Genomic DNA, 26,232 nt, shown 5'->3' on the forward strand with positions numbered 1-26,232 from the left:
GGGTATGCCCTTCGCCAATCGCCTTTGCCCTGACGAAAACCTGCTCCGGCAGAATGCTTCAAGCTAACCAGGAAAGGCTCTAAACCAGCTCCACATCGATCACGCCGGGGGCCGAGCGCATGGCGGCGGCGATTTCGGGCGTGATCCGGTACTTCTGCGCCAGCTCCACCTCGATCTCGCGCTTGCCATCCTCCTTGATGACGATGAAGGAGACGAGGCCATCGCCCCGGGCGTTGAGATGGGCGGCAACGGCGCGCAACGGGCCGGAATCGCGGACATAGACGCGCAGCGCCTTCTGCATCTGCAGCGACTTTTCCTCCAGAGACTGGATCGTCTGGATGCGCAGGCCAATGCCCTCGGGCCGCTCTTCACCGGTCGCGGTGATGACGAAGGATTTTCCCGATTCCAGCATGTCGCGATATTGGTTCAGCATCTCCGAGAAGAGCACGGCTTCGAACTGGCCGGACGAATCCGAGAAGACGATGATGCCCATCTTGTTGCCGGTGCGCGTCTTGCGCTCCTGCTTGGAAATGACGGTGCCGGCCAGACGCGCATTGCTGGCGCCCTGCTTCACCGCGGCCGCGAAATCACCGAAGGTCTGGACGCGCATCTTCTCCAGTACGCTACTGTAACTGTCGAGCGGATGGGCCGTCAGATAGAAACCGAGGACCTGGAACTCCTTGAGCAGGCGCTCCGAGGGCAGCCAGGGCGAGAAAGGCGGCATCGAGATCTTTTCCGGGCCGGATGACAACACCCCGCCGAAGATATCCGACTGGCCGCTCAGCTTGTTTTCCTGGGCGCGCTGAGCATAGCCCATGATGCGATCGATGCCGCCCGAGAGTTGGGCCCGATCGAGCTCGAAGCAATCGAAGGCGCCGGCGAAGATAAGGCTTTCCAGCACGCGCCGGTTCACCTGCTTGGGATCGATGCGCAGGCAGAAATCCTCGAGGCTGGCGAAGGGCGTGTCGCCGCGCACCTCGACGATATGATCGACGGCCGATTCGCCGACACCCTTCAGCGCCGCCAGCGCGTAATAAATGCGGTTGTCGCCGGTCTGGAAGTGGCGGAACGAGGTCTGCACGGAGGGCGCGATCACCTCGATACCGAGGCGTTTGGCATCCTGGCGGAAGTCGTTGACCTTTTCGGTGTTCGACATGTCGAGCGTCATCGAGGCGGCGAGGAACTCGACCGGATAATGCGCCTTCATGTAGGCGGTCTGGTAGGAAACGATGGCGTAGGCTGCGGCGTGCGACTTGTTGAAGCCGTAGTTGGCGAACTTTGCCAGAAGCTCGAAGATGTTATCGGCCTGCGGCTTCGACACGCCGTTCTTGACGGCACCGACGACGAAGCGCTCGCGCTGCTGGTCCATCTCCGCCTTGATCTTCTTACCCATGGCGCGGCGCAGAAGATCGGCCTCGCCGAGCGAATAGCCCGAGAGCACCTGAGCGATCTGCATGACCTGCTCCTGGTAGACGATAACGCCCTGCGTTTCCTTCAGCAGGTAATCGATGGTCGGATGGATCGATTCGAGCTCTTCCTCGCCATGTTTGCGGGCGTTGTAGGTCGGGATGTTCTCCATCGGACCCGGACGATACAGCGCTACGAGCGCGATGATGTCCTCGATGCAGTCAGGACGCATGCCGATCAGCGCCTTGCGCATGCCGGCACTTTCCACCTGGAACACGCCGACCGTTTCGCCGCGCGACAGCATCTCGTAGGTCAGCTTGTCATCCAGCGGGATCGCCGCGAGATCGACCTTGATGCCGCGCTTGGCGACGAAGTCGACAGCGACCTTCAGCGTCGTCAGTGTCTTCAGGCCGAGGAAGTCGAACTTGACGAGACCGGCCTGCTCGACCCACTTCATGTTGAACTGGGTGACCGGCATGTCGGAGCGCGGATCTCGGTACATCGGCACCAGCTTCGACAGCGGTCGGTCGCCGATGACGATGCCGGCGGCGTGGGTCGATGCGTGGCGGTAGAGACCCTCGATCTTCTGGGCGATATCGAGCAGGCGGGCGACGACGGGCTCCTTGTCGGCCTCCTCCTGCAGCTTCGGCTCTTCCTCGATCGCCTTCGACAGCGGCGTCGGGTTGGCCGGATTGTTGGGCACCAGCTTGCAGATCTTGTCGACCTGGCCGTAGGGCATTTCCAGCACGCGGCCGACGTCGCGAAGGGCGGCTCGCGCCTGCAGCGAACCGAAGGTGATGATCTGCGCCACCTGCTCGCGGCCGTACTTCTTCTGCACGTAGCGTATCACCTCTTCGCGGCGGTCCTGGCAGAAGTCGATATCGAAGTCGGGCATCGAGACGCGTTCCGGATTGAGGAAGCGTTCGAAAAGCAGCGAGAAGCGCAGCGGATCGACGTCGGTGATCGTCAGCGCGTAGGCGACCAGCGAGCCAGCACCGGAGCCGCGGCCGGGGCCGACCGGGATATCCTGCAGCTTCGCCCACTTGATGAAGTCGGCAACGATCAGGAAGTAGCCGGGGAATTTCATACGCTCAATAACGCTGAGCTCGAATTCCAGGCGGTCGCGGTAATCCTTCTCCTCGTAGCCCGCCGACATGCCGAGCGTTGCGAGGCGCATGTCGAGACCTTCGACCGCCTGGCGGCGAAGTTCCAGCGATTCGGCGCGCTCCGCCTCCTCCGGATCCGCCGTGGCGCCGGTGAAGCGCGGGAGGATCGGTTTGCGGGTCTTCAAAACGAAGGAGCAGCGGCGGGCGATCTCCACCGTATTTTCGAGCGCCTCGGGCAGATCGGCGAAGAGCTTCACCATCTCGGCGCGGCTCTTCAGATAGTGATCCGGTGTCAGGCGAAAACGCGTGTCGTCGGAGACGATGGCATTGTGCGCCACGGCCATCAGCGCATCGTGCGCGTCATAATCGTCGCGGGTCGGGAAGAAGGCCTCGTTGGTCGCGACCAGCGGGATCTCGTGTTCATAGGCAAGGCCGATGACACGCTGCTCGTGCCGCTTGTCATAGGTGCCCTGGCGCTGAAGCTCCATGTAGAGCCGGTCGCCGAACTTGTCCTTCAGCGACAGCAAGCGCGCGGTCGCCGGCGCGATGTGGCTCTCTTTCAGCGGCATGTCGATCGGGCCAGTCGATGCGCCTGACAGCGCGATCAGGCCCTCGGTGCCGAGTTCGTCCAGCCACGACGCCTTGATGTGGACCGCCTGCCCGGCGCCCTCGCCGCTGAGATAGGCACGGCTGACGAGATCCACCAGCCGTTCATAGCCTGCGTCGGTGGCCGACAGAAGCACGATCGACGGCAGTTTCGCCAGCTGCTGCTGGCCGCCGCGGCGCTCGGTCTCAAGCCCGTCTTCCATATCGATGGAGACCTGGCAGCCGATGATCGGCTGCAGGCCTTCGTCCATCGACTTCTGTGCGAATTCCAGTGCGACGAACAGATTGTTGGTATCGGTGATGGCGATCGCCGGCTGGCTATCGCCCGATGCCTTGTAGAGAATCTTCTTGAGCGGCAACGCCCCCTCAAGCAGCGAGAAGGCGGAATGCACACGCAGGTGAACGAAGCCCGGCGTACCGCCGATGAAGTCGCTCGCGCCGTTTTCAGTGCCCGCCATGATATGCCTTTCCGCGCATCCGTATGAATCGGATGCATTGTCGGATTTGGGGAGGACGATGTCCAGAGAGGCGGGTACCATCGGACCGCATGACAGCCATGCGGTCCCCGTTATTCTTACATTGCCATGCAGATCAAAGAGAAGCTGGCAATGAACATTGCGATGGAGGTGAATGCTGCGATATCGCGGATCATGTCAGTCATTTGGCTCTCCTGTGCTCTTATGTTTTTATTTTGTTCCGCTCTTGTTCCGTTGTCAACAGGATTGTTTTCTGTTTGGTTAACGGCAAACGGGAGACGAGCATGCGTCGATTCATCTTTGTGGCAGTCCTGCTTTCAGCCAACGCGGCCTTCGGCGCGGATCCTGATCCGGCGCGCATCGTCGATGTCGCGGTCGGCGACTGGAACGGCGATGGCAAGCCGGACCTCGCGTTGCTCGCCGAGGCTCCCGATGATGCCGACGACGACCAGCTCGGCGTCTACATCTATCTGCGGGATGACCACGACCTGTTGCGGCTTACGACCAGCGCGCCCGGCAAGATCTGGGGAACCACGGTGGCTGAGGGGATTTACGGCCAGGAACCGTCGATCAAGGCGGCCGGCAAGAGCTCGATCGCCATCCATTCGCAGAACAGCGCCATCGGCCGCGACCGCTGGGAGCAGACGCTGACGCTTGCCTACCGCAACAACCAGTTCGTCGTCGCCGGCTACACCTACAGCCATTACGACACGCTAAATCCGGATGGCGGCGGCTCGTGCGACTACAATGCGCTTACCGGCAAGCTGCAGCGGGACGGCAAGGATGCGAAGGCCGAGGCACGCACGATCACGATTGCCGACTGGAAGGACGAAACCGGGCAGTCGATCTGCGGCGGCTAGATCGGTCCTGGCCCGGTGATGATCAGAAGTCCACGACCTTGCCGTCGGCGATGGTGACACGGCGGTCCATGCGGGCCGCGAGCTCGTGGTTGTGGGTGGCGATCAGCGCCGCGAGGCCGGACTGGCGCACCAAAGCCTCCAGGGCTTCGAAGACGTAGCTGGCGGTCTCGGGGTCGAGATTGCCTGTTGGTTCGTCGGCGAGCAGAAGGCTCGGCGCGTTGGCGACGGCGCGGGCGATCGCCACGCGCTGCTGTTCACCACCAGACAATTCGCCCGGACGATGGGCGCCACGGTGGCCGATGCGCATGTAGTCGAGCAGTTGCCCTGCCCGCACCTTGGCTTCGTTGCGCGGCAGGCCAGCGATCATCTGCGGCATCATGATGTTTTCGAGCGCCGAGAATTCGGGAAGCAGGTGGTGGAACTGATAGACGAAGCCGATCTCGCTGCGGCGGATCGCCGTGCGCTTGTCGTCGGAGAGGCCATTGCAGGCATTGCCGCTGATGGTGACTTCGCCGCCATCGGGATGCTCGAGCAGGCCCGCCAGATGCAGCAGGGTCGACTTGCCGGTGCCTGATGGAGCCACAAGCGCGACGATCTCGCCGCTGTTGATGGTCAGATCGGCCTTCTTCAGGATCGAAAGCTGGGTCTCCCCCTGGCCATAATGACGCTCGACGCCGGAAAGCTTGAGAACGGTATTCCGCTTCATGTAATCAGCATTCCTTATTCGTAGCGCAGGGCCTGCACGGGATCGAGCTTGGAAGCGCGCCATGCGGGGAAGATTGTCGCGAAGAAAGACAGCGTCAGCGCCATGACGACAACGGAGACCGTTTCGCCGACCTCCATCTTGGCCGGCAGCTGGCTGAGGAAGTAGAGCTGCGGGTCAAACAGCACCGTTCCCGACAGCCAGGAGAAGAACGCGCGGATCTTCTCGATATTGATGCAGACGATAACGCCGAGCAGTACGCCGGCGAAAGTGCCGACCAGGCCGATCGCGGCGCCCGTCATGAAGAAGATCCGCATGATGGCGCCGGAGCTCGCGCCCATGGTTCTCAGGATCGCGATATCGCTGCCCTTGTCCTTCACCAGCATGATCAGGCCGGAGATGATATTCAGCGCGGCGACAAGAACGATCAGCGTCAGGATCATGAACATAACGTTACGCTCGACCTGCAGGGCCGAGAAGAAGGTCTGGTTGCGCTGGCGCCAGTCGGTGATCGCGATCTGACGGCCAGCGGCGGCCTCCACCTTGGGGCGCAGCTCGTCGATATTGTCGGGATTGTCGACATAGAGCTCGATCGACTGCACCAGCCCTTCGACGTTGAAGTAAAGCTGTGCTTCCTCGAGCGGCATATAGATGATCGTCGCGTCATACTCCGACATGCCGATCTCGAAGATGCCCGAGACCTTGTAGGATTTGACGCGAGGATTTATGCCCATCGGCGTCACGTCACCTTCCGGTGATATGAGCGTAATGGTGTCACCTGCCTGCAGTCCGAGCTGGTCGGCCATGCGCGAGCCGATGAGAACGCCCTGGCCAGCCGCAAAGCCGACGAGGTCGCCGGACTTGATGTTGTCGGAGACGGTTTTCACCTTGCTCAGGTCTTCGGCGCGAATGCCGCGAACCAGAGCGCCGGTGCCAGCGCCGCCGGCACCCGAGGCCAGCGTCTGGCCTTCGACGAGCGGCAGCGCCACCTTGATGCCGGGCACGGCGCCCAGGCGATCGGTCAGCGCCGGATAGTCTGTAAAGGGTCCATCGACCGGCTGCACGATCATGTGGCCGTTGATGCCGAGGATGCGCGAGATCAACTCGGTGCGGAAACCGTTCATCACGGCCATGACGATGATCAGCGTCGCGACGCCGAGCATGATGCCGATGAAAGAGAAGCCTGCGATCACCGAGATGAAGGCTTCCTTGCGGCGTGCGCGCAGATAGCGCCACGCCACAAGTCGCTCGAAAGCGGAAAATGGCCTGCTGGCCGCAGCCGAGCCGGATTTGGATCCCTGCTGGCTCACCGCTGCGTCTGCCATTTCGCCTCCCGCCTTCTTCTTAGCCCAAGAGCTTATTGATTGCCGCGTCGATGGTCATCGTTTCGCGGGCACCGGTCTTGCGGTCCTTGACTTCCACTTCGCCGTTCGCGACCGCGCGCGGGCCGGCGATGATCTGTACGGGCACACCGATCAGGTCCGCGGTCGCGAACTTGGTGCCGGCGCGATCGTCGGTATCGTCATAGAGAACATCGACGCCGGCCTTGGAGAGCTCCGCGTAGATCTTCTCGCAGGCAGCGTCGCAAGCGGCGTCGCCGGCCTTCATGTTGATCACGACGACATCGAAAGGCGCAACCGAGGCCGGCCAGATGATTCCGTTCTCGTCATGCGATGCTTCGATGATGGCGGGAACAAGGCGTGTCGGGCCGATACCGTAAGAACCCATGTGGACGGCGTGTTCCTTGCCATCAGGTCCCTGCACCTTCGCGCCCATCGGCTCGGAATATTTCGTGCCGAAGTAGAAGATATGGCCGACTTCAATTCCTCGTGCGGACAGGCGATCGCTCTCGGGGATGGCGTCGAAAGCGGCTTCGTCGTGCATCTCGGAGGTGGCGGCGTAGACCGAGGTCCACTTCTTGAAGATCGCATCGAGACCGGCGACGTCGTCGAAGTTGGTGTCAACCGAGGGGATATCGAAATTCACGAAATCCTTGTGGCTGTAGACTTCCGATTCACCGGTGTCGGCAAGGATGATGAACTCGTGGCTGAGATCGCCGCCGATCGGGCCGGTGTCGGCGCGCATCGGAATGGCGCGCAGGCCGAGACGATCGAAGGTGCGCAGGTAAGCCGCGAACATCTTCTTGTAGGAATGCTCGGCGCCTTCGCGGGTCATGTCGAAGGAATAGGCGTCCTTCATCATGAATTCGCGCGAGCGCATGGTGCCGAAGCGCGGACGGATCTCGTCGCGGAACTTCAGCTGGATGTGATAGAGGTTCAGCGGCAAGTCCTTGTAAGACTTGACGGAAGACCGGAAAATATCGGTGACCATTTCTTCGTTGGTCGGGCCGTACAGCATCGGACGGTCCTGGCGGTCCTTGATGCGCAGCATCTCCTTGCCGTAGGCGTCGTAGCGCCCGCTCTCCTGCCAGAGCTCGGCCGACTGCAGGGTCGGCATCGACAGCTCGATGGCGCCGGAGCGGTTCTGCTCCTCGCGGATGATGTTGTTGACCTTGTCGAGCACGCGCTTGCCCAGCGGCAGCCAGGAGTAGATCCCCTGCGACTGCTGCCGGATCATGCCGGCGCGCAGCATCAACCGGTGGGAGACGATTTCTGCCTCCTTGGGGTTTTCCTTGAGGATGGGCATGAAGTAGCGAGACAGACGCATGGCGAATTCCAGAGCTGTTGAGACGCCGCCAAATGGCGGAATCGAAGGCAATCACAATGTTGGCAGCGTTCATAACCGCTTCGCGGCAGGAAGGAAACCCGCGAGGGATTTCCACAGGCTTCTCTTAGAGCAAGTTGGAGCCCGCAAACCGAAGAAACCAAGAAAGCGGCGAAATTATAATGACTTGCGCGAAACTCTTATCAACAGAAAAAATTTACTCGAGTGTAGCAAAAATGCAAAAAAATCTGATGACAAAGCACAATCTTTGAGCTAGCTTTAGCCCATAAAACAGGCAGGGAGTTCAAATCCCTACCATTTTCGCGGTCAAGTCTTGGGAGGATCAGATCTTAGGCGCGCTTGTCGCAGCCCCGGTAACGGTTAAGGATCACGCGATACTTAAAACAAGGCTTTTAGCCTTGTTTTTTTTTGGCTTTTCGACACCACGCTTCTAGCTCGAAACGCCCATCTTCCGCAACGTAAGCTGCCCATTCCGTTACGGCACCTCCTTGCCGCAACTTGATGACACGCGTATGACGCGCCTTCTCTCGCATCTGCTCAATTGCTGAGCAAACGCTCTTAAGCGCTCTCAAACATTCGAAAATGACGGGCCGATCTGCGGGAGGGCATCGAAGCCCCAGCCGAAATAGGTCGAAGAGACGTACCAGAGGGTGTAGATGACGGCGGAGACCAGCGTCGTCAGCGAGAAGGTGAAGAGCGGCCGGAAACGTGTCGGCGCGCTGTGCACGGTGCCAAGCACGATATCATCGTCCTCCGCCTGCGTCCGCAAGCCGATCGGCAAGACGGCGAAGAGCGTCATCCACCAGACGATGAAATAGACGGCAAAGCCCTGTAGAAATGTCTGCAGCATAAGATCTCCCACCCAAGCGGCCGCATCGGGCCACCGCCCTTATAAGACGGAACAGCGACGATACAAAGCGGTGTTGAGAGGCTTGTGCGCTCTTGGCGGCGTTTGGGTCACTCTGCCGCAGTCATCAGACCTGCTCGAGCTCGATCAGCGTGCCGAAGAAATCCTTGGGGTGCAGGAAGAGCACGGGCTTGCCGTGGGCGCCGATCTTCGGCTCGCCATTGCCAAGCACCCTCGCGCCGGCACCCAACATCTGGTCGCGGGCTGCGATGATGTCGGCCACCTCATAGCAGATGTGATGCATGCCGCCGGATGGGTTCTTTTCCAGGAAGGCCGTTATCGGGGATTGCGGGCCGAGCGGTTCAAGCAGTTCGACCTTGGTATTCGGCAGTTCGACGAAGACGACGGTGACGCCGTGCTCCGGCAATGCCTCGGCCGCCGATACCGTGGCACCCAGCGTATCCCGATATGCGGCCGTGGCGGCTGCGAGATCGGGAACGGCTATGGCGACATGGTTGACGCGGCCGAGCATAGGATCAGACCTTGGTGACGAAGACGGTGACCAGCGGCTTCTTGCCCCAGATCTGGTTGGCCGTCGAACGAACCGCGCGACGCATCGATTCCTGCAGCAGGTCCAGATCCTTGCGGCGGGCGCGCGGAATGCTCTCGAAGGCGCTCAGCGCGGCGTCGTAGAGCGTATCCTCGAACTCGTCGCCTTCATCGTCGTAGACAGGCAAGCCGATGGCCACCATGTCGGGTTCGCCGATGATGTCGAAGCGAGCGTCGATCACGACATTCAGCGCGACATGGCCGACATAGGACAGCTTCTTGCGGTCGCCGATGCCCATCTCGTCGAAATCGCCGATCAGCGTGCCGTCCTTGAAGATGCGGCCATGCGGGGCTTCGTCGATCACTTCCACCGTACCGGGCGCCAGGCGCAGGACATCACCGTTGCGCACGCGCGGAACGGTGGAGATGCCGGATTGCTCGGCGAGTTCCTTGTGGGCGGTCAGATGCGTGGCTTCGCCGTGCACGGGAACGACAACGGTCGGCCGCGTCAGTTCGTACATCTTCTGCAACTCGTTGCGGCGCGGGTGGCCGGAGACGTGAACGAGCGCTTCGCTATCGGTGATGATGTGAACGCCTTGCTCGACGAGGCCGTTCTTGATGTCCTGGATCGCCTTCTCGTTGCCCGGAATGGCGCGCGAGGAAAAGACGACCGTATCGCCCGCAGCCAGCGCCACGTTGCGCATCTCGTCACGCGAGAGCTTGGCGAGGGCTGCGCGCGGCTCGCCCTGGCTGCCCGTCAGGATGACGACGACGTTTTCGCGCGGAATATAACCGTATTCCTCTTCGGCGATGAACGGCTTGATGCCATCGAGCAGGCCGAGATCGCGGGAGACGTTGACGACCCGCTTCAGCGAGCTGCCGAGCAACAGGACTTCGCGTCCGGCGGCTTCAGCGGCTTCAGCCACGGTGCGGATACGGCCGACATTCGAGGAGAAGGTGGTGATCGCGACGCGACCTTCGGCGTTCTCGATGATCTTGCGCAGGCTCTCGGAGACGTCCTTTTCCGACGGCGAGACGCCGTCGCGCAGCGCGTTGGTCGAATCGCACATCAGGGCGAGCACGCCTTCATCGCCAAGCTGGCGGAAGCGGGCCTCATCGGTCAGCGGACCGAGCGACGGCTCGTGGTCGATCTTCCAGTCGCCGGTGTGGATGACGTTGCCCAAGGGCGTGCGGATCATCAGCGACATCGGCTCGGGGATCGAGTGGTTGACGGCCACGCCCTCGACGCTGAAGGGGCCGACGTTGACGACCGTTCCCGCCGTGAACGGCGTGATCGGGATTTCGACCATCGTCGACTTCTCGTAGTTGCGCTTGGCTTCCAGGAGCCCGGCCGTGAAGCCCGATGCGTAGACGGGAACATTGAGACCCGGCCACAAATCGGCCAGCGCGCCGTAGTGATCCTCATGCGCGTGGGTGATGAAGATCGCTTTCAGGTTCTTGCGTTCCTTGGCGAGGAAGCGGATATCGGGCAGAACCAGATCGACACCCGGCAGATCTGGACCCGGGAAGGTCACGCCGCAGTCGACCATGATCCACTGGCGATGCGCGGACGGGCCATAGCCGTAAAGGGCGAGATTCATACCGATCTCGCCAACGCCGCCCAAAGGCAGAAATACCAGTTCGTCCTGCTTCGCCATACTGCTTGTTTTTCCAATCATCCAAAGAAGACGTCGCCGGCGGCGATCGTCATCATCCTGCCTGCCCCCGTATCGAGCAGCAACAGGCCATTATCATCAATTCCGCTGAAGTGGCCGGAAATCGAACGGTCCGGCAGATTCACGGTTATCTTTTCGCCAATACCGCAGGCGGCATCGCGCCAACGGGCGGTGATATCGCGAATACCGCGGCCGCGGTCCCACGCTGATAGCACATCGGCCATGGATGCGAACAGGTGCGCGAAGAGTTCCTGTGGAGAGGCGGAACTTCCCTGCTCTCGCAGGCAGGTCACGGGATAGAGCGGATTGTCGGGCATGAAGGCGACGTTGATGCCGATGCCGATGACAAGGGCGTAGCGGCCATCGGCCAAGGCCTCGCCTTCCATCAGGATGCCGCATGTCTTCTTGCGGCCTATCAGGATGTCGTTCGGCCACTTCACTTCGAGCGGCTCTGCGCTCGGCGGCAGCACCATCCGCACCGCCTCGTGCACGGCAACCGCGATCGCCAGCGGGAGGGACGAGATGCGCTCCATCGGCGCTGGATCGATCAGAAGCAGGGAGGCGTAGAGATTGCCGGGTTCAGACACCCAGGGACGACCACGGCGGCCGCGGCCGCCGGTCTGTCTTTCCGCAGTCACCCAGAGGCGACCCGCATCCCCTGCCCGGGCCCGGGCAAGGCATTCGCTATTGGTGGACAATGTCTCCGACAGAGCCTCGTGCCTGAAGTCATCGAGCGACTTCAGGCGCCGTGGGTCGAAGCTCATCAGAACAGTGTCGCGGCTGCGAGTTCAGCCGCACCGCCGATCGGACCGCCGATGAGGACATAGGCGAGAACGAAGAGGCCGGAGACGCCGAAGACGAGGCGCAGCGAGCCGGAGACGCGGGCGAATTCGCCGGTGGCTTCATCGAACCACATCAGCTTGATGACGCGCAGGTAGTAGTAAGCGCCGACAACCGATGCGAGGACGCCGATGATGGCAAGCGCATAGAGCTTGGCTTCGATGGCGGCGACGAAGACGAAGTATTTCCCGAAGAAGCCTGCCAGCGGCGGAATACCGGCCAGCGAGAACATCAGGATGGTGAGTACCGTCGCCATCATCGGATTGGTGGTCGAAAGGCCCGCGAGATCGGCCACGTTTTCGACAACGGTGCCATCCTTGCGACGCATCGACATGATGATCGCGAAGGAGCCCAGCGTCATGACCATGTAGATCAGCATGTAGAGCATGACGCCCGAGACGCCCGTCTGCGAGCCGGCGGCAAGACCGACCAGCGCGTAGCCCATGTGACCGATCGACGAATAGGCCATCAGTCGCTTGATATTCTTCTGGCCGATCGCGGCGAACGAGCCGAGCAGCATCGAGGCGATCGAGATGAAGACCACGACCTGCTGCCAGTCCGCCATAACGGGCTGGAAGGCGGTGATGACGATACGCGTCATCATGGCCATGGCGGCGATCTTCGGCGCGCTTGCCAGGAAGGCCGTGACCGGGGTCGGTGCACCCTCGTAAACGTCAGGCGTCCACATGTGGAACGGAACGGCCGAGATCTTGAAGGCGATGCCGGCCAGGATGAAGACCAGGCCGAAGATCAGGCCGAGCGAGCGCGCACCATCCACCGTCAGCGCCTGGGCGATATCGGCGAAGTGGGTGTGGCCGGTGAAGCCGTAGACCAGCGACATGCCGTAGAGCAGCATGCCGGAGGAGAGAGCGCCGAGCACGAAATACTTGAGGCCGGCTTCGGTCGACTTCACACTGTCGCGGTTGATCGCGGCAATGACGTAGATCGCCAGCGACTGCAGCTCGAGGCCGAGGTAGAGCGAGATCAGGTCGTTGGCCGAGATCATCAGCAGGATGCCGAGCGTGCAGAGCACGATCAGAACCGGGAATTCGAACTTGTCGAGCTGATTTTCCTTGGCAAGGCCGAGCGACATGAACAGCGCCACGATGGAGCCGACCAGCGCCGTCACCTTCATGAAGCGGCCGAAGCCATCAGCCAGGAAGACGCCGCCATAGGCGAGGCCTTCGCTCGGAGCGAAGACCAGCCAGAGGGCTGCAACTGCCAGAAGGATGATCGCGAGAACGCTGACCATGCGGCCGGAGCGCTCGCCTGAGAATACGCCGATCATCAGCAGGACCAGAGAGCCGATCGCAAGGATCAGTTCCGGTATCGAAAGATGCAGGCTTGCGAGTAGTGTTTCAGAGGTCATATCACAAAAGTCCCGTCATCATTTCATCGACAGCGCGAAGTCATGCGCTGCCTGGACTGCGGCCGAATAGCTGTTGATCAGATGGTCGACGGAGGCAGCGGTCACATCGAAGACCGGAGCCGGATAGACGCCGAAGAAGATCGTCAGAGCAATCAGCGGGTAGAGGATCAGCTGCTCGCGCGGCGACAGGTCGAGGAGAGCCTTGAGCTTTTCCTTGTCCAGCGTGCCGAAGATCACCCGGCGATAGAGCCAGAGCGCGTAAGCGGCCGAGAGGATGACGCCGGTGGCGGCAAAGAGCGCAACCCAGCTGTTGACCCGGAAGACACCGATCAGCGTCAGGAATTCGCCGATGAAGCCCGAGGTGCCGGGAAGACCGACGTTCGCCATGGTGAAGACCATCATCGCAACAGCATATTTCGGCATGTTGTTGACGAGGCCGCCATAGGCCGCGATCTCGCGGGTGTGGGTGCGGTCGTAGACCACGCCGACGCAGAGGAAGAGCGCGCCCGAGACGATACCGTGCGACAGCATCTGGAAGATCGAGCCCTGCAGACCCTGCGCGTTGGCCGCGAAGATACCCATCGTCACGTAACCCATGTGGGCAACCGAGGAATAGGCGATCAGCTTCTTGATGTCTTCCTGCATCAGCGCCACCAGCGAGGTGTAGATGATGGCGATGACGGACATGGCAAAGACCATCGGCGCGAAGAAATCGGAGGCAACAGGGAACATGCCGAGCGAAAAGCGGATCAGGCCGTAGCCGCCGAGCTTCAGGAGGACGCCCGCCAGGATGACGGAGCCAGCCGTCGGCGCCTGAACGTGGGCGTCGGGAAGCCAGGTGTGAACCGGCCACATCGGCATCTTCACCGCGAAGGAGGCGAAGAAGGCCAGCCATAGCCAGGTCTGCATATGCGGCGGGAACTTGTAGGCGAGCAGCGCCGAGATATCGGTCGTGCCGGCCTGCCAATACATAGCCATGATGGCGAGCAGCATCAGCACGGAGCCGAGCAGCGTGTAGAGGAAGAACTTGTAGCTGGCGTAGACGCGATCCTTGCCACCCCAGACACCGATGATCAGGAACATCGGGATCAGGCCGGCTTCGAAGAACACGTAGAAGAGAACGATATCGAGCGACACGAAGACGCCGACCATCATCACTTCCAGCATCAGGAAGGCGATCATGTATTCCTTCAGGCGCTTCTCCACCGAGAACCAGCTGGCGAGCACGCAGAAGGGCATGAGGAAGGTCGAGAGGATGACGAACAGCATCGAAATGCCGTCGACGCCGAGATGATAGCTGATGCCCGTGCCGAGCCAGCCGTGCTTCTCGATCATCTGGAAGCCCGGGTTCGCGTTGTCGAAACCGATCCAGATGAAGAGCGACAGGATGAAGGTCACGACCGTCGTCAACAGGGCAATGTTGAGGACGTTGCGGCGGCCGTTCGGGCCGTTCTCATTCATCAGAAGCAGGAGCACCACGCCGACGAACGGCAGGAAGGTGACCGTGGAAAGAATAGGCCAATCGGTCATCAGAGGGCACTCCCGAGCATCATCCAGGTAACGAGCGCTGCAACGCCGATCAGCATGGCGAACGCGTAGTGATAGAGGTAACCGCTCTGCAGGCGCACGACGCGGTTGGTGACATCGACGACACGGGCGGCAATGCCGTTCGGGCCGTAGGTGTCGATGACGCCGACGTCACCCTTCTTCCACAGGAACCGGCCAAGGGCCTTTGCCGAACGGACGAAGAGGAAGTCGTAGAGCTCGTCGAAGTACCACTTGTTCAAGAGGAACTGGTAGAGCACTCGATGCTGGCGTGCGAGCACTGCCGGCGTCGACGGCGACTTGATGTACATATACCAGGCGGTCACGAAACCGATCACCATGGCGATGAAGGGGCTGAGGGCTACGAGGGCCGGAACGTGGTGGAACTCGTGGACCAGCTCGTTGTGCTCCGAGGTGAAGAGCGCACCCTTCCAGAACTCGGCATATTCCTCGCCGTAGAAGTGTCCTTCGAAGAACCAGCCCGCGAAGACCGCGCCGATCGCCAGCAGATAGAGCGGGATCAGCATGACCTGCGGCGATTCGTGCACGTGGTGCATGACCTCGTGCGAAGCGCGCGGCTTGTTGAAGAAGGTGAGGAACATCAGGCGCCAGGAATAGAAGCTCGTGAACAGAGCCGCGATAACCAGCATGGCGAAGGCGAAGCCAGCGACCGGCGAATGCGATGCGTAGGTTGCCTCGATGATCACGTCCTTCGAGAAGAAGCCGGCGAAGCCGAACGGCGTGAACGGGATGCCGACGCCGGTGATGGCGAGCGTGCCGATCAGCATCATCAGGAACGTGACCTTGATGTGCGGACGCAGGCCACCCATGTTTCTCATGTCCTGCTCACCATCTACGGCATGGATGACCGAGCCGGCGCAAAGGAAGAGCAGTGCCTTGAAGAAAGCGTGCGTGAACAGGTGGAAGATCGCCGCGCCATAGGCGCCGACGCCGAGAGCAACGAACATGTAGCCGAGCTGCGAGCAGGTCGAGTAGGCGATGACACGCTTGATGTCGTTCTGAACGAGGCCGACGGTTGCCGCGAAGAAGGCGGTGATCGCACCGATGATGGTGACGACGGTCAGCGCATCCGGCGACAGTTCGAACAGCGGCGACATGCGGGCGACGAGGAAGACGCCGGCGGTAACCATGGTCGCGGCATGGATGAGCGCCGACACAGGCGTCGGGCCTTCCATGGCGTCAGGCAGCCAGGTGTGCAGCAGGAACTGCGCCGACTTACCCATCGCGCCCATGAAGAGCAGCAGGCATGCGCCAGTCAGCGCGTGAGCCTTGTCGAGGTGCATGCCGAAGAGGTTCAGAACCACTTCACCGCCCTCGCCGCCTTCATGCGCGAAGCTCGCGGCATTGGCGAAGATGGTGTCGAAGTTGATGGCGCCGAAGAGAACGAAAACGCTTGAGATACCGAGGATGAAGCCGAAGTCGCCAACGCGGTTGACGATGAAGGCCTTCATGGCGGCGGCGTTTGCCGACGGCTTCTTGAACCAGAAGCCGATCAGCAGGTAGGACGCCAGACCCACGCCTTCCCAGCCGAAGAACATTTGGGCAAGGTTGTCCGACGTGATCAGCATCAACATCGCGAAGGTGAAGAGCGACAGATAGGCGAAGAAGCGCGGGCGATGCGGGTCATGGTGCATGTACCCGATCGAATAGAGATGGACGAGCGTCGAAACCGAGTTGACGACGATCAGCATGACCGAGGTCAGCGTGTCGATGCGCAGCGACCAGGAGACGTCGATGCCGCCGGACTGGATCCAGCGCAGGACTTCGACCTTGATCGGGCCGCCTTCGACATGGCCCATGCCGACGGTGATGAAGACGTACCACGACAGGACCGCCGCGATGATCATCAGACCCGTGGTGACGAATTCCGACGCCTTGGCGCCGATCGCGCGGCCGAAAAGGCCGGCGATGATCGCGCCGATCAGGGGAAGAAAGACGATAGCCTTATATAAAAACATAGCCTTATCAGCCCTTCATCATATTGACGTCTTCCACGGCGATGGAGCCGCGGTTGCGGTAGAAGACGACGAGAATTGCGAGACCGATGGCCGCTTCAGCAGCAGCGACGGTCAGAATGAACAATGCAAAGACCTGGCCGACGATGTCGTTCAGGAACGACGAGAAGGCGACCATGTTGATGTTGACGGCGAGCAAAATGAGCTCGATCGACATCAGGATGACGATGATGTTCTTCCGGTTGAGGAAGATGCCGAAGACGCCGAGCGTGAAGAGGATGGCGCTGACCGTCAGGTAATGGGAAAGTCCGATGACCATTGTGTTGTTTCCTTAAGCTCGCGCCTGCCTCAAAGCCCCTGCCCCGGCTTCACCGAGATCACCTCGACGGCGGTCTTCGGGTTGCGGGCAACCTGGTTTGCGATGTTCTGACGCTTGACCGTCGTGCGATGCTTGAGCGTGAGCACGATTGCCCCGATCATCGCGACCAGCAGGACGAGAGCGGCGATTTCGAAGAAGTAGACGTAATTCGTATAGAGCACGTCGCCGAGGGCGGCGGTGTTGGTGCGCTCGGTGATCGCGGGGATCGGCATGGCGACCGTCTTGGCGATCTCCGGCGAGATCACGCTGCCGCCGACCACGACGATCAGCTCGGCCGCGAGGATCACCCCGATCAGCGCGCCGATCGGCGCGTATTCCAGAACGCCCGCGCGCAGCTCCGTGAAGTCGATGTCGAGCATCATGACCACGAAGAGGAAGAGAACCGCCACGGCGCCGACATAAACGACGAGCAGGATCATCGCGAGGAATTCAGCCCCGAGCAGCAGGAAGAGACCGGCCGCGTTGAAGAAAACCAGGATCAGGAACAGAACCGAGTGAACCGGGTTCTTCGACCAGATGACCATGAACGCCGACGCTATCGCGATAAAGGCGAAAATATAGAAAAATAGAGCCTGCAGACCCATGTTCGTGCCTTCTTCATCTTCCCACGGGCTGCCGGGTACTCCCCCCGCCCGATGAAGCTTCGCATTGGTTGCCGCGAAGCTCTGGTGCATGTTGACTGGGCGACGCTTCAAGCACCGCCCGGCATTTCAATTTCAATCAACGGTACGGAGCGTCGAGTGCGAGGTTGCGAGCGATTTCACGCTCCCAACGGTCGCCGTTCTCAAGGAGCTTCTGCTTGTCGAAGTAGAGCTCTTCGCGCGTTTCCGTCGCAAATTCGAAATTCGGGCCCTCGACGATAGCATCGACCGGGCAAGCCTCCTGGCAGAAGCCGCAATAGATGCACTTCACCATGTCGATATCGTAACGGACCGTACGGCGGGTGCCATCGTTGCGGCGCGGGCCGGCTTCGATGGTGATCGCCTGAGCAGGACAGATAGCCTCACACAGCTTGCAGGCGATGCAACGCTCTTCGCCGTTGGGATAACGACGGAGCGCATGTTCGCCACGGAAGCGCGGGCTGACCGGTCCCTTTTCGAACGGATAGTTCACCGTTGCCTTCTGCTTGAAAATGTAACGGAACGTCAGCCAGAAAGCGCTGATGAATTCCTTCAGGAACAACGAGCTGACAGCGTTGGACAAGCCTGCCATCTTCAACCTCCAATATTGCTGGAAACCAGGGCCGGCATGATCATGCCCCTGCCGTCAGCTTCAGCACGAATGCAACAATGATGACCATGGCGAGCGACAGCGGAAGGAAGACCTTCCAGCCGAGGCGCATCAGCTGGTCGTAGCGGTAGCGCGGCACGAATGCCTTGACCATCGCGAACATGAAGAACACCAGGCACGACTTCAGCATGAACCAGATGATGCCGGGGACCCAGTTGAGGAACCAGACGTCGACCGGCGGCAGCCAGCCTCCGAGGAACAGGATCGTCGTCAGCGAGCACATCAGGACGATGGCCGCGTATTCGCCGAGCATGAACATCATGTAGAGGGCCGAACCATACTCGACCATGAAGCCGGCGACGAGTTCGGATTCAGCTTCCGGAAGGTCGAAGGGCGGACGGTTGGTTTCAGCCAGTGCCGAGATGAAGAAGATGATGAACATCGGGAACAGGGCCAGCCAATGCCAGTCCAGGAAGGACGACGGCATGCCGAGACGCGTACCGATGCCGCTCTGCTGCGCGTGAACGATGTCCGTGAGGTTCAGCGAACCCACGCAAAGCAGGACGGTGACAATGACGAAGCCGATCGAGACTTCGTAGGACACCATCTGTGCTGCCGAGCGAAGCGCGCCGAGGAACGGATACTTCGAGTTCGAAGCCCAGCCGCCCATGATGACGCCATACACTTCAAGCGACGAAATCGCGAAGATGTAGAGGATGCCGACATTGATGTTGGCGATAACCCAGCCATCCGCGAAGGGAACCACGGCCCAGGTCGACAGCGCCAGAAGCACGGTGACCAGCGGGGCCAGAAGGAAGACTGCCTTGTCGGCGCCGGCCGGAATGATCGGCTCCTTGAAGACGAACTTCAAAAGGTCGGCGAAGGACTGGAAAAGGCCGAAAGGACCCACCACATTCGGTCCGCGACGCAGCTGTACGGCTGCCCAGATCTTGCGGTCGGCCAACAGGATGTAGGCGATGAAGACGAGCAAGCAGACGAGGACGAGAAGCGACTGACCGACCATGAGGAGGCCTGGCCAGACATATGTTGAAAGAAACGATTCCATAGTCCCCTGCCCTTACTCTGCCGCGACTTTGAAGTTGTTGGGGGCCAATGCCGAGCACTCAGCCATGACAGCCGATGCGCGCGCGATTGGGTTCGTCAAATAGAAGTCTTTCACCGGCGATGCGAAGCCGGCCTTGTTCATCTTGCCGGCTTTCTTGGCGACGGCAGCAATCTTGGCGCTGTCGCTTTCGGCAATCTCGTCGGCGGCCGCGAAGTGCGGGAACGCCTGGTAAAGCTTGGCGCGCAGCTGGCTCAGCGAGTCGAACGGCAGCTTCTTGCCGAGCACGTCGGAGAGCGCGCGGATAATCGCCCAGTCCTCGCGGGCATCGCCCGGTGCGAAGCCTGCGCGGTTGCCGATCTGAACGCGGCCTTCGGTGTTGACCCAGGTGCCCGACTTTTCCGTGTAGGCTGCGGCCGGCAGGATGACGTCGGCGTTCTGTGCGCCCTGGTCGCCATGCGAACCGATGTAGACGGTGAACTTCGCCTTCTTGGCTTCGAAGTTCATTTCGTCGGCGCCGAGCAGGAAGAGAACGTCCATCGAGGTCAGCATCTCGGCAGCATTCACGCCCTTGGCGCCCGGCACGAAGCCGAGATCGAGACCACCGACGCGGGCAGCAGCCGTGTGCAGGACGGCAAAACCGTTCCAGCCGTCAACCACAGCACCGACGGTGCCGGCGAGCTTGGCAGCACTTGCGAGAACGCCTGCGCCATCAGCGCGCGAGAGAGCGCCCTGGCCGATGATGATCAGCGGCTTCTTGGCGTCGGTCAGAACCTTGGCGAAGCTATGCGCGCCGTCGACCAGATCCTTGAGCGTGTCCGGGCCGGAGCCGAGATATTCGTAGTCGTAGCGCAGTTCGCCGGCTTCGCCGATCACGCCAATCGGGAAGTTGCCACGGCGCCAGCGCTTGCGGATGCGGGCGTTGAGAACGGCTGCTTCGAAGCGCGGGTTGGCGCCGATGATGAGCAGCGCGTCGGCCTGTTCGATGCCTTCGATCGTCGGGTTGAAGAGGTAGCTTGCGCGGCCGAGCGACGGATCAAGTGCCGTCCCATCCTGGCGACAGTCGAGGTTCTCGGAACCGAGCGACTTCACCAGTTCGGACAGAGCATACATCTCTTCGACCGAAGCGAGGTCGCCGGCGATGGCGCCGATCTTGTCGCCGGATGTCGAGGCGACAGCCGACTTGATCGCTGCGAACGCGTCCGGCCAGCTTGCGACCTGCAGGCGGCCGTCCTTGCGAACGTAAGGCTTGTCGAGGCGCTGCGTCTTCAGACCATCCCAGATGAAGCGGCTCTTGTCGGAGATCCACTCTTCGTTGATCTGGTCGTTGACGCGCGGCATGACGCGCATGACTTCGCGGCCACGAGTGTCTACGCGGATTGCCGAGCCGAGGGCGTCCATGACGTCGATCGTTTCGGTCTTGTTCAATTCCCACGGACGGGCCGTGAAGGCGAAGGGCTTGGAGGTCAGCGCGCCTACCGGGCAAAGGTCAACGACATTGCCCTGCAGCTCGGAGGTCATCGCCTGCTCGAGATAGGTGGTGATCTCGGCGTCTTCGCCACGACCGATCAGGCCGAGCTCGGCAATGCCTGCTACCTCGGTGGTGAAGCGAACGCAGCGCGTGCAGTGAATGCAGCGGTTCATGACCGTCTTGACGAGCGGTCCGATGTACTTGTCCTCGACGGCGCGCTTGTCTTCCTGATAGCGCGAGCCGGCGATACCGAAGGCCATGGCCTGGTCCTGCAGGTCGCACTCGCCACCCTGGTCGCAGATCGGGCAATCCAGCGGATGGTTGATCAGCAGGAATTCCATCACGCCTTCGCGGGCCTTCTTGACCATCGGCGTGTTGGTGAAGACCTCAGGCAGTTCGCCGTTCGGGCCGCCGCGGATATCGCGCACGCCCATGGCGCAAGATGCCTGCGGCTTCGGCGGGCCACCCTTGACCTCGACGAGGCACATGCGGCAGTTGCCGGCAACCGAAAGGCGTTCGTGGAAGCAGAAGCGCGGAACTTCAGCACCGGCTTCCTCACACGCCTGAATGAGGGTGTAATGATCCGGGACCTCGATCTCGTTACCGTCAATCTTCAGTTTTGCCATCGTCACTCAGTCCTGTTTCCCGTTCACCGGAAGCCGGCAAACAAACCTATTCTGCAACGTTTCCACTGCCAGACCGGATTTTTATCCCGCTGACACTGGTGTCGTCCAAATTTTCGTCTCCGCCCCCCGAGGCCCGGGAACCGGCCTGCGACATCGCGGCATTGGGACCCTCCCCGCGCCGCTCAGTCTTGTCTCTCCTCCGATCGCGATCCGCGACCGGACATCATCACGTCCGCTTCCGGCCCTTTGCCGTCAGCGCCTTTGCCTGCGCCACCCAGCCATCGCGGGCAATGCGGCCGTCGAAACCAAGCTCCGCGTCAAGGCGGGCCACATCGGCATCCGACCAGCCAGCGATCTCGCTGAGCGTGCGAACACCCCTAGCGTTCAGCACCTGCTCGAGCTTCGGGCCGACGCCGGAGATCTGCTTGAGATCATCGGCCTTCTTGCCACGCGCCGCCAGCTTAGCGGCTGCAACAGTCTTCGTCTTCGTCTTCGCCACCGGCTTGGCCTTGTCGGCAACCACAGCCAGCTTAACGCGAGCCGTCGTCTTTTTCGGCGCGGCCGGGCGAATGTTTTCCGGCTTCACGTCGAACTCGGGCTTCGGCTCTTCCGGCGGCGTCTCGTCGAGAACCGCCGCCAGCTTGTTCGATGCTTCCATCGCGCCCTGGAGGGCGCCGAAGAAGGCGCCGGCCATCTGCGTGGAGAAGCCGAAACCGATTGCGGTCGCGGCAGCCATGGCGGCTGCCGGATTGACCATCATCGGCGCGATCGGCAAGGCACGGGCATTTTCCAGCATCTCGGCAGCAAGACGGCCGAAGTCGGCCGAGAAATCGGCGACCCCTTCCTTGTTCTTGCTGTCGGATGCATTTGCCATCGTCTTACTCAGCAGCCTCGAGAACCGCGCCATGATCCATGGCGTTTGCCGTATACTGATCGATGCGCGCTTCGATCTCATGACGGAAGTTGCGGATCAGACCCTGCACCGGCCATGCGGCAGCATCGCCGAGCGCACAGATAGTGTGGCCTTCGATCTGCTTGGTAACGGCGAAGAGCATGTCGATTTCGCGCTTCTGGGCGTTGCCCTTGGCCATGCGCTCCATGACGCGCCACATCCAGCCGGTGCCTTCGCGGCACGGCGTGCACTGGCCGCAGCTCTCGTGCTTGAAGAAGGCCGAGATACGCGCGATCGCCTTGATGACGTCGGTGGACTTGTCCATGACGATCGAGGCGGCCGTACCGAAGGACGAACCGACCGAGCGCAGACCGTCGAAGTCCATCGGCACGTCGATCATGTCCTTGGCGGGAACGATCGGGCACGATGCACCGCCCGGAATGACCGCGAGCAGGTTGTCCCAGCCGCCGCGGATACCGCCGGCGTGCTTGTCTACGAGCTCACGGAAGGTGATACCCATTTCCTCTTCGACGGTGCACGGCTTGTTGACGTGACCAGAGAGCATGAACAGCTTGGTGCCAACGTTGTTCGGGCGGCCGAGTGCCGAGAACCAGCCGGCGCCACGACGGAGAATCGTCGGAGCAACAGCGATCGACTCGACATTGTTGACCGTGGTCGGGCAGCCGTAGAGACCCATGTTGGCCGGGAACGGTGGCTTCAGGCGCGGCTGGCCCTTCTTGCCTTCCAGGCTTTCGAGAAGCGCGGTTTCTTCACCGCAGATGTAAGCGCCGGCGCCGTGGTGGACGAAGATGTCCATCGGGTAGCCGAGCTTGTTGTTCTTGCCGAGCAGACCGAAATCGTAGCACTCGTCGATCGCAGCCTGCAGCGCCTCGCGTTCGCGGATGTATTCGCCGCGGACGTAGATATAGGCGGTGTTCGCGCCCATGGCGAACGAGGCGATGACGCAGCCTTCGATCAGCGTGTGGGGATCGTGACGCATGATGTCACGGTCCTTGCAGGTGCCGGGCTCGGATTCGTCGGCGTTGACGACGAGATAGTGCGGACGGCCGTCGCTTTCCTTCGGCATGAAGGACCACTTAAGACCCGTCGGAAAGCCGGCGCCGCCACGACCGCGAAGACCGGAGGCCTTCATCTCGTTGATGATCCAGTCGCGACCCTTTTCGAGGATCTGCTTGGTGCCATCCCAGTGGCCGCGGCTCATCGCGCCCTTCAGGGACTTGTCCTTGAGGCCGTAGATATTGGTAAAGATGCGATCTTTATCTTGTAACATGCTTCACCTCTTACCGCGGCTTCTTGCCGAAGACTTTAATGTATTCGGCTTCGCCGCCCTTGGCGAGCGCCTTGGCCTGCTTGACCCAGTCGTCGCGATCGATGCGGCCCTTGAAATTCAGGTAGCCATCAACCCACTCGCGCTCGGCCTTCTTCCAACCCGCCACCTGCGCGAAGGTGAAGATGCCCAGTTCGTGCAGCGTGCCTTCGATCTTCGGACCAACGCCCGAGATCAGCTTCAGATCGTCAGGGGTCGCAGGCTTTTCGATGCCGGCAGGACGGTTCTTGTCGGTGAGAGACGGCTTTGCTGTTGCCGGAACCGGTGCTGCGACGCCCGGCTGTTCTTCAACGGCCTTGGCGTTTTTTGCAGCGGCCTTCGGCGCCGTCACCGGCGTCTTCAGCGCGGCGTTGGTTTCAGCGTCCGTGCTCTTGGCGCGGGCTGCTTCCGACGGGGGAACCGGTGCGGCGTCGACCGTTGCGGTCGTAGCGTCTGCAACGACCTTCTTGGCGGAGGCCTTCTTCTTCGGCTCTTCGTCGGTCAGCGACGTCGGGCCGCCTTCCGGAGAGGAGAAGTGACGGTCGATCTGCGGGCCGGGTGTTACACTTGCGCCGTTGCCGGCGTCAAACGTATCGATGATTTCGGCCAGGCGCTCCGGCGTCAGGTCTTCGTAGGTGTCCTTGCCGATCATGACCATGGGCGCATTGACGCAAGCCCCGAGACATTCGACTTCTTCCCAGGACAGCGTACCTTCGGCATTACGCTCGAACGGATGGTGATGGATCTTGCTCTTGCAGACCGACATCAGGCCTTCCGAACCGCGCAGCATGCAAGGCGTCGTGCCGCACACCTGGATGTGGGCGCGCGTGCCGACCGGCCCGAGCTGGAACTGCGTGTAGAAGGTCGCGACCTCGAGAACGCGGATATAGGCCATGTCCAGCATGTTGGCGACCTTTTCGATCGCCGCGCGCGTGACCCAGCCGTCCTGTTCCTGCGCTCGCATCAACAGCGGAATGACCGCGGATTGCTGACGGCCCGCAGGGTATTTCTGGATCGTCTTATCCGCCCAGGCCGCGTTCTCGTCATTGAAGGCGAACGCGGCAGGCTGGAATTGATCTTCGGCTAATCGACGAACGGACATTCTTCCTCACGCCTTGTCAGTTTAGGGCGCCACACTGCGACGAGGTCAGAGACTTCATCTCGCAAGCGTAGGCCGACTGGTCTTTCTGCAGGAACACAACGAAGAACTTTCCACCGTTGGGGACTGCAGCCTTGATTTGATAGCCCCTGGACAAAAGCTCGCCCATGGACGCCTTGTTTGCCGGCGGCGCTACGTCTTCCTGGCCCAGCTTGGGGCCAAGTCCACCGGCTTCCTGCGCGTAAGCGCCAGAAGCCAGGAGGAGAACGACGGTAACGAGCGACGGCAGCTTCATTAGCGGTCGACCTCGCCGAAGACGATGTCGAGCGAACCGAGAACGGCGGTCACGTCGGCAAGCATGTGGCCCTTGCAGAGGAAATCCATCGCCTGCAGGTGGGCATAGCCCGGGGCGCGGATCTTGCAACGATAGGGCTTGTTGCTGCCGTCGGCGACGACGTAGACGCCGAACTCGCCCTTCGGCGCTTCGACGGCCGCGTACACTTCGCCGGCCGGAACGTGGTAGCCTTCGGTGTAGAGCTTGAAGTGGTGGATCAGCGCTTCCATCGAACGCTTCATCTCGCCACGCTTCGGCGGAACGACCTTGCCGTCGATCGAGGAGACCGGACCGGCCTTGGCATCGCCAAGCAGGCGGTTGACGCACTGCTTCATGATACGGACGGACTGGCGCATTTCGATCATGCGGATCAGATAGCGGTCGTAGCAGTCGCCGTTCTTGCCGATGGCGATGTCGAATTCGAGATCGTTGTAGCACTCGTAGGGCTGCGAGCGGCGCAGGTCCCAGGCAGCGCCCGAACCGCGAACCATGACGCCCGAGAAGCCCCAGGACCATGCGTCTTCCAGCGAGACGACGCCGATATCGACGTTACGCTGCTTGAAGATACGGTTGTCGGTCAGGAGGCCTTCGATATCGTCGAGAACCTTCAGGAATGGATCGCACCACTTGCCGATATCCTCGACCAGTTCCTGCGGGATGTCCTGGTGGACGCCGCCCGGACGGAAATAGGCCGAGTGCATACGGGCGCCACAGGCGCGCTCGTAAAACACCATCAGCTTTTCGCGCTCTTCGAAGCCCCATACCGGCGGCGTCATCGCGCCGACGTCCATGGCCTGCGTCGTCACGTTCATGATGTGCGACAAGATTCGGCCAATTTCGGAGTAGAGAACACGGATGAGCTGACCGCGAATCGGAATTTCCAGCTTCAGCATCTTTTCGACGGCGAGCGCGAAAGCATGCTCCTGGTTCATCGGCGCGACGTAGTCGAGACGATCGAAATAAGGAACGGCCTGAAGATAGGTCTTCGATTCGATCAGCTTTTCGGTGCCGCGGTGCAAGAGGCCGATATGCGGATCGACGCGCTCGATGATTTCGCCATCGAGCTCAAGCACCAGACGCAGAACGCCGTGCGCGGACGGATGCTCCGGTCCGAAGTTGATCGTAAAGTTGCGAACGTTATGTTCAGTCATAGCGACGCGCTCCGC

General features: G+C 61.2%; 23 protein-coding genes. 2 read left to right on the plus strand and 21 right to left on the minus strand.

Going from position 1 to position 26,232, the window contains the following annotated elements:
- Positions 1–79: 79 nt before the first annotated feature.
- Positions 80–3,577, minus strand: a complete 3,498-nt coding sequence (gene dnaE, locus ACCD05_RS01645) for a DNA polymerase III subunit alpha (protein WP_413390784.1) — start codon at positions 3,575–3,577, stop codon at positions 80–82.
- Positions 3,578–3,879: 302 nt separating this feature from the next.
- Between dnaE and ACCD05_RS01650 the strand changes: the two genes are divergently transcribed.
- On the plus strand, positions 3,880–4,455 hold the full coding sequence (locus tag ACCD05_RS01650; RefSeq protein WP_413390786.1) for a hypothetical protein: 576 nt from the start codon (positions 3,880–3,882) through the stop codon (positions 4,453–4,455).
- Positions 4,456–4,477: 22 nt separating this feature from the next.
- Here the strand turns inward: ACCD05_RS01650 and ACCD05_RS01655 are convergent, their stop codons facing one another.
- From ACCD05_RS01655 to proS, 3 genes are read right to left on the minus strand one after another with little or no spacing between them, the layout of a single operon-like run.
- Positions 4,478–5,161 (minus strand): ABC transporter ATP-binding protein, encoded by a 684-nt coding sequence (locus tag ACCD05_RS01655; RefSeq protein WP_111561297.1) that lies wholly within the window; start codon positions 5,159–5,161, stop codon positions 4,478–4,480.
- Positions 5,162–5,175: 14 nt separating this feature from the next.
- Complete coding sequence (locus ACCD05_RS01660; protein WP_413390788.1) at positions 5,176–6,483, minus strand: lipoprotein-releasing ABC transporter permease subunit; 1,308 nt, start codon at positions 6,481–6,483, stop codon at positions 5,176–5,178.
- A 19-nt stretch (positions 6,484–6,502) separates the two neighbouring features.
- The gene (proS, locus tag ACCD05_RS01665) at positions 6,503–7,825 is read right to left on the minus strand and encodes a proline--tRNA ligase (protein WP_018900194.1); all 1,323 of its coding nucleotides are present in this window, start codon (positions 7,823–7,825) and stop codon (positions 6,503–6,505) included.
- Here proS and ACCD05_RS01670 point away from each other — a divergent pair.
- Positions 7,824–8,099: a hypothetical protein gene (locus ACCD05_RS01670; RefSeq protein WP_413390791.1), complete on the plus strand. Its 276-nt coding sequence runs from the start codon at positions 7,824–7,826 to the stop codon at positions 8,097–8,099. The two genes, proS and ACCD05_RS01670, sit on opposite strands and share 2 nt — an antisense overlap.
- Before the next feature lie 312 nt (positions 8,100–8,411).
- Here ACCD05_RS01670 and ACCD05_RS01675 read toward each other — a convergent pair whose 3' ends face one another.
- The 17 genes from ACCD05_RS01675 to ACCD05_RS01755 form a co-directional block, all read right to left on the minus strand.
- Positions 8,412–8,693: a DUF1467 family protein gene (locus tag ACCD05_RS01675; protein WP_018900195.1), complete on the minus strand. Its 282-nt coding sequence runs from the start codon at positions 8,691–8,693 to the stop codon at positions 8,412–8,414.
- A gap of 124 nt (positions 8,694–8,817) precedes the next feature.
- Positions 8,818–9,222 (minus strand): methylmalonyl-CoA epimerase, encoded by a 405-nt coding sequence (gene mce / locus ACCD05_RS01680; RefSeq protein ID WP_413390793.1) that lies wholly within the window; start codon positions 9,220–9,222, stop codon positions 8,818–8,820.
- Positions 9,223–9,226: 4 nt separating this feature from the next.
- Positions 9,227–10,897: a ribonuclease J gene (locus ACCD05_RS01685; RefSeq protein ID WP_018900197.1), complete on the minus strand. Its 1,671-nt coding sequence runs from the start codon at positions 10,895–10,897 to the stop codon at positions 9,227–9,229.
- 17 nt (positions 10,898–10,914) lie between these two features.
- Positions 10,915–11,679: a biotin--[acetyl-CoA-carboxylase] ligase gene (locus ACCD05_RS01690; RefSeq protein ID WP_413390794.1), complete on the minus strand. Its 765-nt coding sequence runs from the start codon at positions 11,677–11,679 to the stop codon at positions 10,915–10,917.
- Complete coding sequence (nuoN, locus tag ACCD05_RS01695; RefSeq protein ID WP_018900199.1) at positions 11,679–13,124, minus strand: NADH-quinone oxidoreductase subunit NuoN; 1,446 nt, start codon at positions 13,122–13,124, stop codon at positions 11,679–11,681. The genes ACCD05_RS01690 and nuoN overlap by 1 nt, the downstream gene beginning before the upstream one ends.
- An 18-nt stretch (positions 13,125–13,142) precedes the next feature.
- Positions 13,143–14,654 (minus strand): NADH-quinone oxidoreductase subunit M, encoded by a 1,512-nt coding sequence (locus ACCD05_RS01700; protein ID WP_413390795.1) that lies wholly within the window; start codon positions 14,652–14,654, stop codon positions 13,143–13,145.
- On the minus strand, positions 14,654–16,648 hold the full coding sequence (gene nuoL, locus ACCD05_RS01705) for an NADH-quinone oxidoreductase subunit L (RefSeq protein ID WP_047509993.1): 1,995 nt from the start codon (positions 16,646–16,648) through the stop codon (positions 14,654–14,656). The genes ACCD05_RS01700 and nuoL overlap by 1 nt, the downstream gene beginning before the upstream one ends.
- A gap of 7 nt (positions 16,649–16,655) precedes the next feature.
- Positions 16,656–16,964: an NADH-quinone oxidoreductase subunit NuoK gene (gene nuoK, locus ACCD05_RS01710; protein WP_018900202.1), complete on the minus strand. Its 309-nt coding sequence runs from the start codon at positions 16,962–16,964 to the stop codon at positions 16,656–16,658.
- A gap of 29 nt (positions 16,965–16,993) precedes the next feature.
- Complete coding sequence (locus ACCD05_RS01715; protein ID WP_018900203.1) at positions 16,994–17,608, minus strand: NADH-quinone oxidoreductase subunit J; 615 nt, start codon at positions 17,606–17,608, stop codon at positions 16,994–16,996.
- 136 nt (positions 17,609–17,744) lie between these two features.
- Positions 17,745–18,236, minus strand: coding sequence for an NADH-quinone oxidoreductase subunit NuoI (gene nuoI / locus ACCD05_RS01720; protein WP_018900204.1), 492 nt, complete (start codon positions 18,234–18,236; stop codon positions 17,745–17,747).
- A 40-nt stretch (positions 18,237–18,276) separates the two neighbouring features.
- On the minus strand, positions 18,277–19,320 hold the full coding sequence (nuoH, locus tag ACCD05_RS01725) for an NADH-quinone oxidoreductase subunit NuoH (protein WP_018900205.1): 1,044 nt from the start codon (positions 19,318–19,320) through the stop codon (positions 18,277–18,279).
- Positions 19,321–19,332: 12 nt separating this feature from the next.
- Positions 19,333–21,414, minus strand: a complete 2,082-nt coding sequence (gene nuoG, locus ACCD05_RS01730) for an NADH-quinone oxidoreductase subunit NuoG (protein WP_413390798.1) — start codon at positions 21,412–21,414, stop codon at positions 19,333–19,335.
- Positions 21,415–21,640: 226 nt separating this feature from the next.
- Positions 21,641–22,288 (minus strand): 5' DNA nuclease, encoded by a 648-nt coding sequence (locus ACCD05_RS01735; protein ID WP_413390800.1) that lies wholly within the window; start codon positions 22,286–22,288, stop codon positions 21,641–21,643.
- A gap of 4 nt (positions 22,289–22,292) precedes the next feature.
- A complete protein-coding gene (gene nuoF, locus ACCD05_RS01740; RefSeq protein WP_413390802.1) occupies positions 22,293–23,597 on the minus strand; it encodes an NADH-quinone oxidoreductase subunit NuoF in 1,305 nt (434 codons plus the stop codon).
- Between the two features lie 10 nt (positions 23,598–23,607).
- Positions 23,608–24,735, minus strand: coding sequence for an NADH-quinone oxidoreductase subunit E (locus ACCD05_RS01745; protein WP_112979516.1), 1,128 nt, complete (start codon positions 24,733–24,735; stop codon positions 23,608–23,610).
- Between the two features lie 16 nt (positions 24,736–24,751).
- The gene (locus ACCD05_RS01750) at positions 24,752–25,027 is read right to left on the minus strand and encodes a hypothetical protein (RefSeq protein WP_111561288.1); all 276 of its coding nucleotides are present in this window, start codon (positions 25,025–25,027) and stop codon (positions 24,752–24,754) included.
- The gene (locus ACCD05_RS01755; RefSeq protein WP_413390805.1) at positions 25,027–26,217 is read right to left on the minus strand and encodes an NADH-quinone oxidoreductase subunit D; all 1,191 of its coding nucleotides are present in this window, start codon (positions 26,215–26,217) and stop codon (positions 25,027–25,029) included. The genes ACCD05_RS01750 and ACCD05_RS01755 overlap by 1 nt, the downstream gene beginning before the upstream one ends.
- Positions 26,218–26,232: the final 15 nt, after the last annotated feature.

Source organism: Rhizobium sp. Rhizsp42 (assembly GCF_047304155.1).
Lineage (GTDB): Bacteria > Pseudomonadota > Alphaproteobacteria > Rhizobiales > Rhizobiaceae > Rhizobium.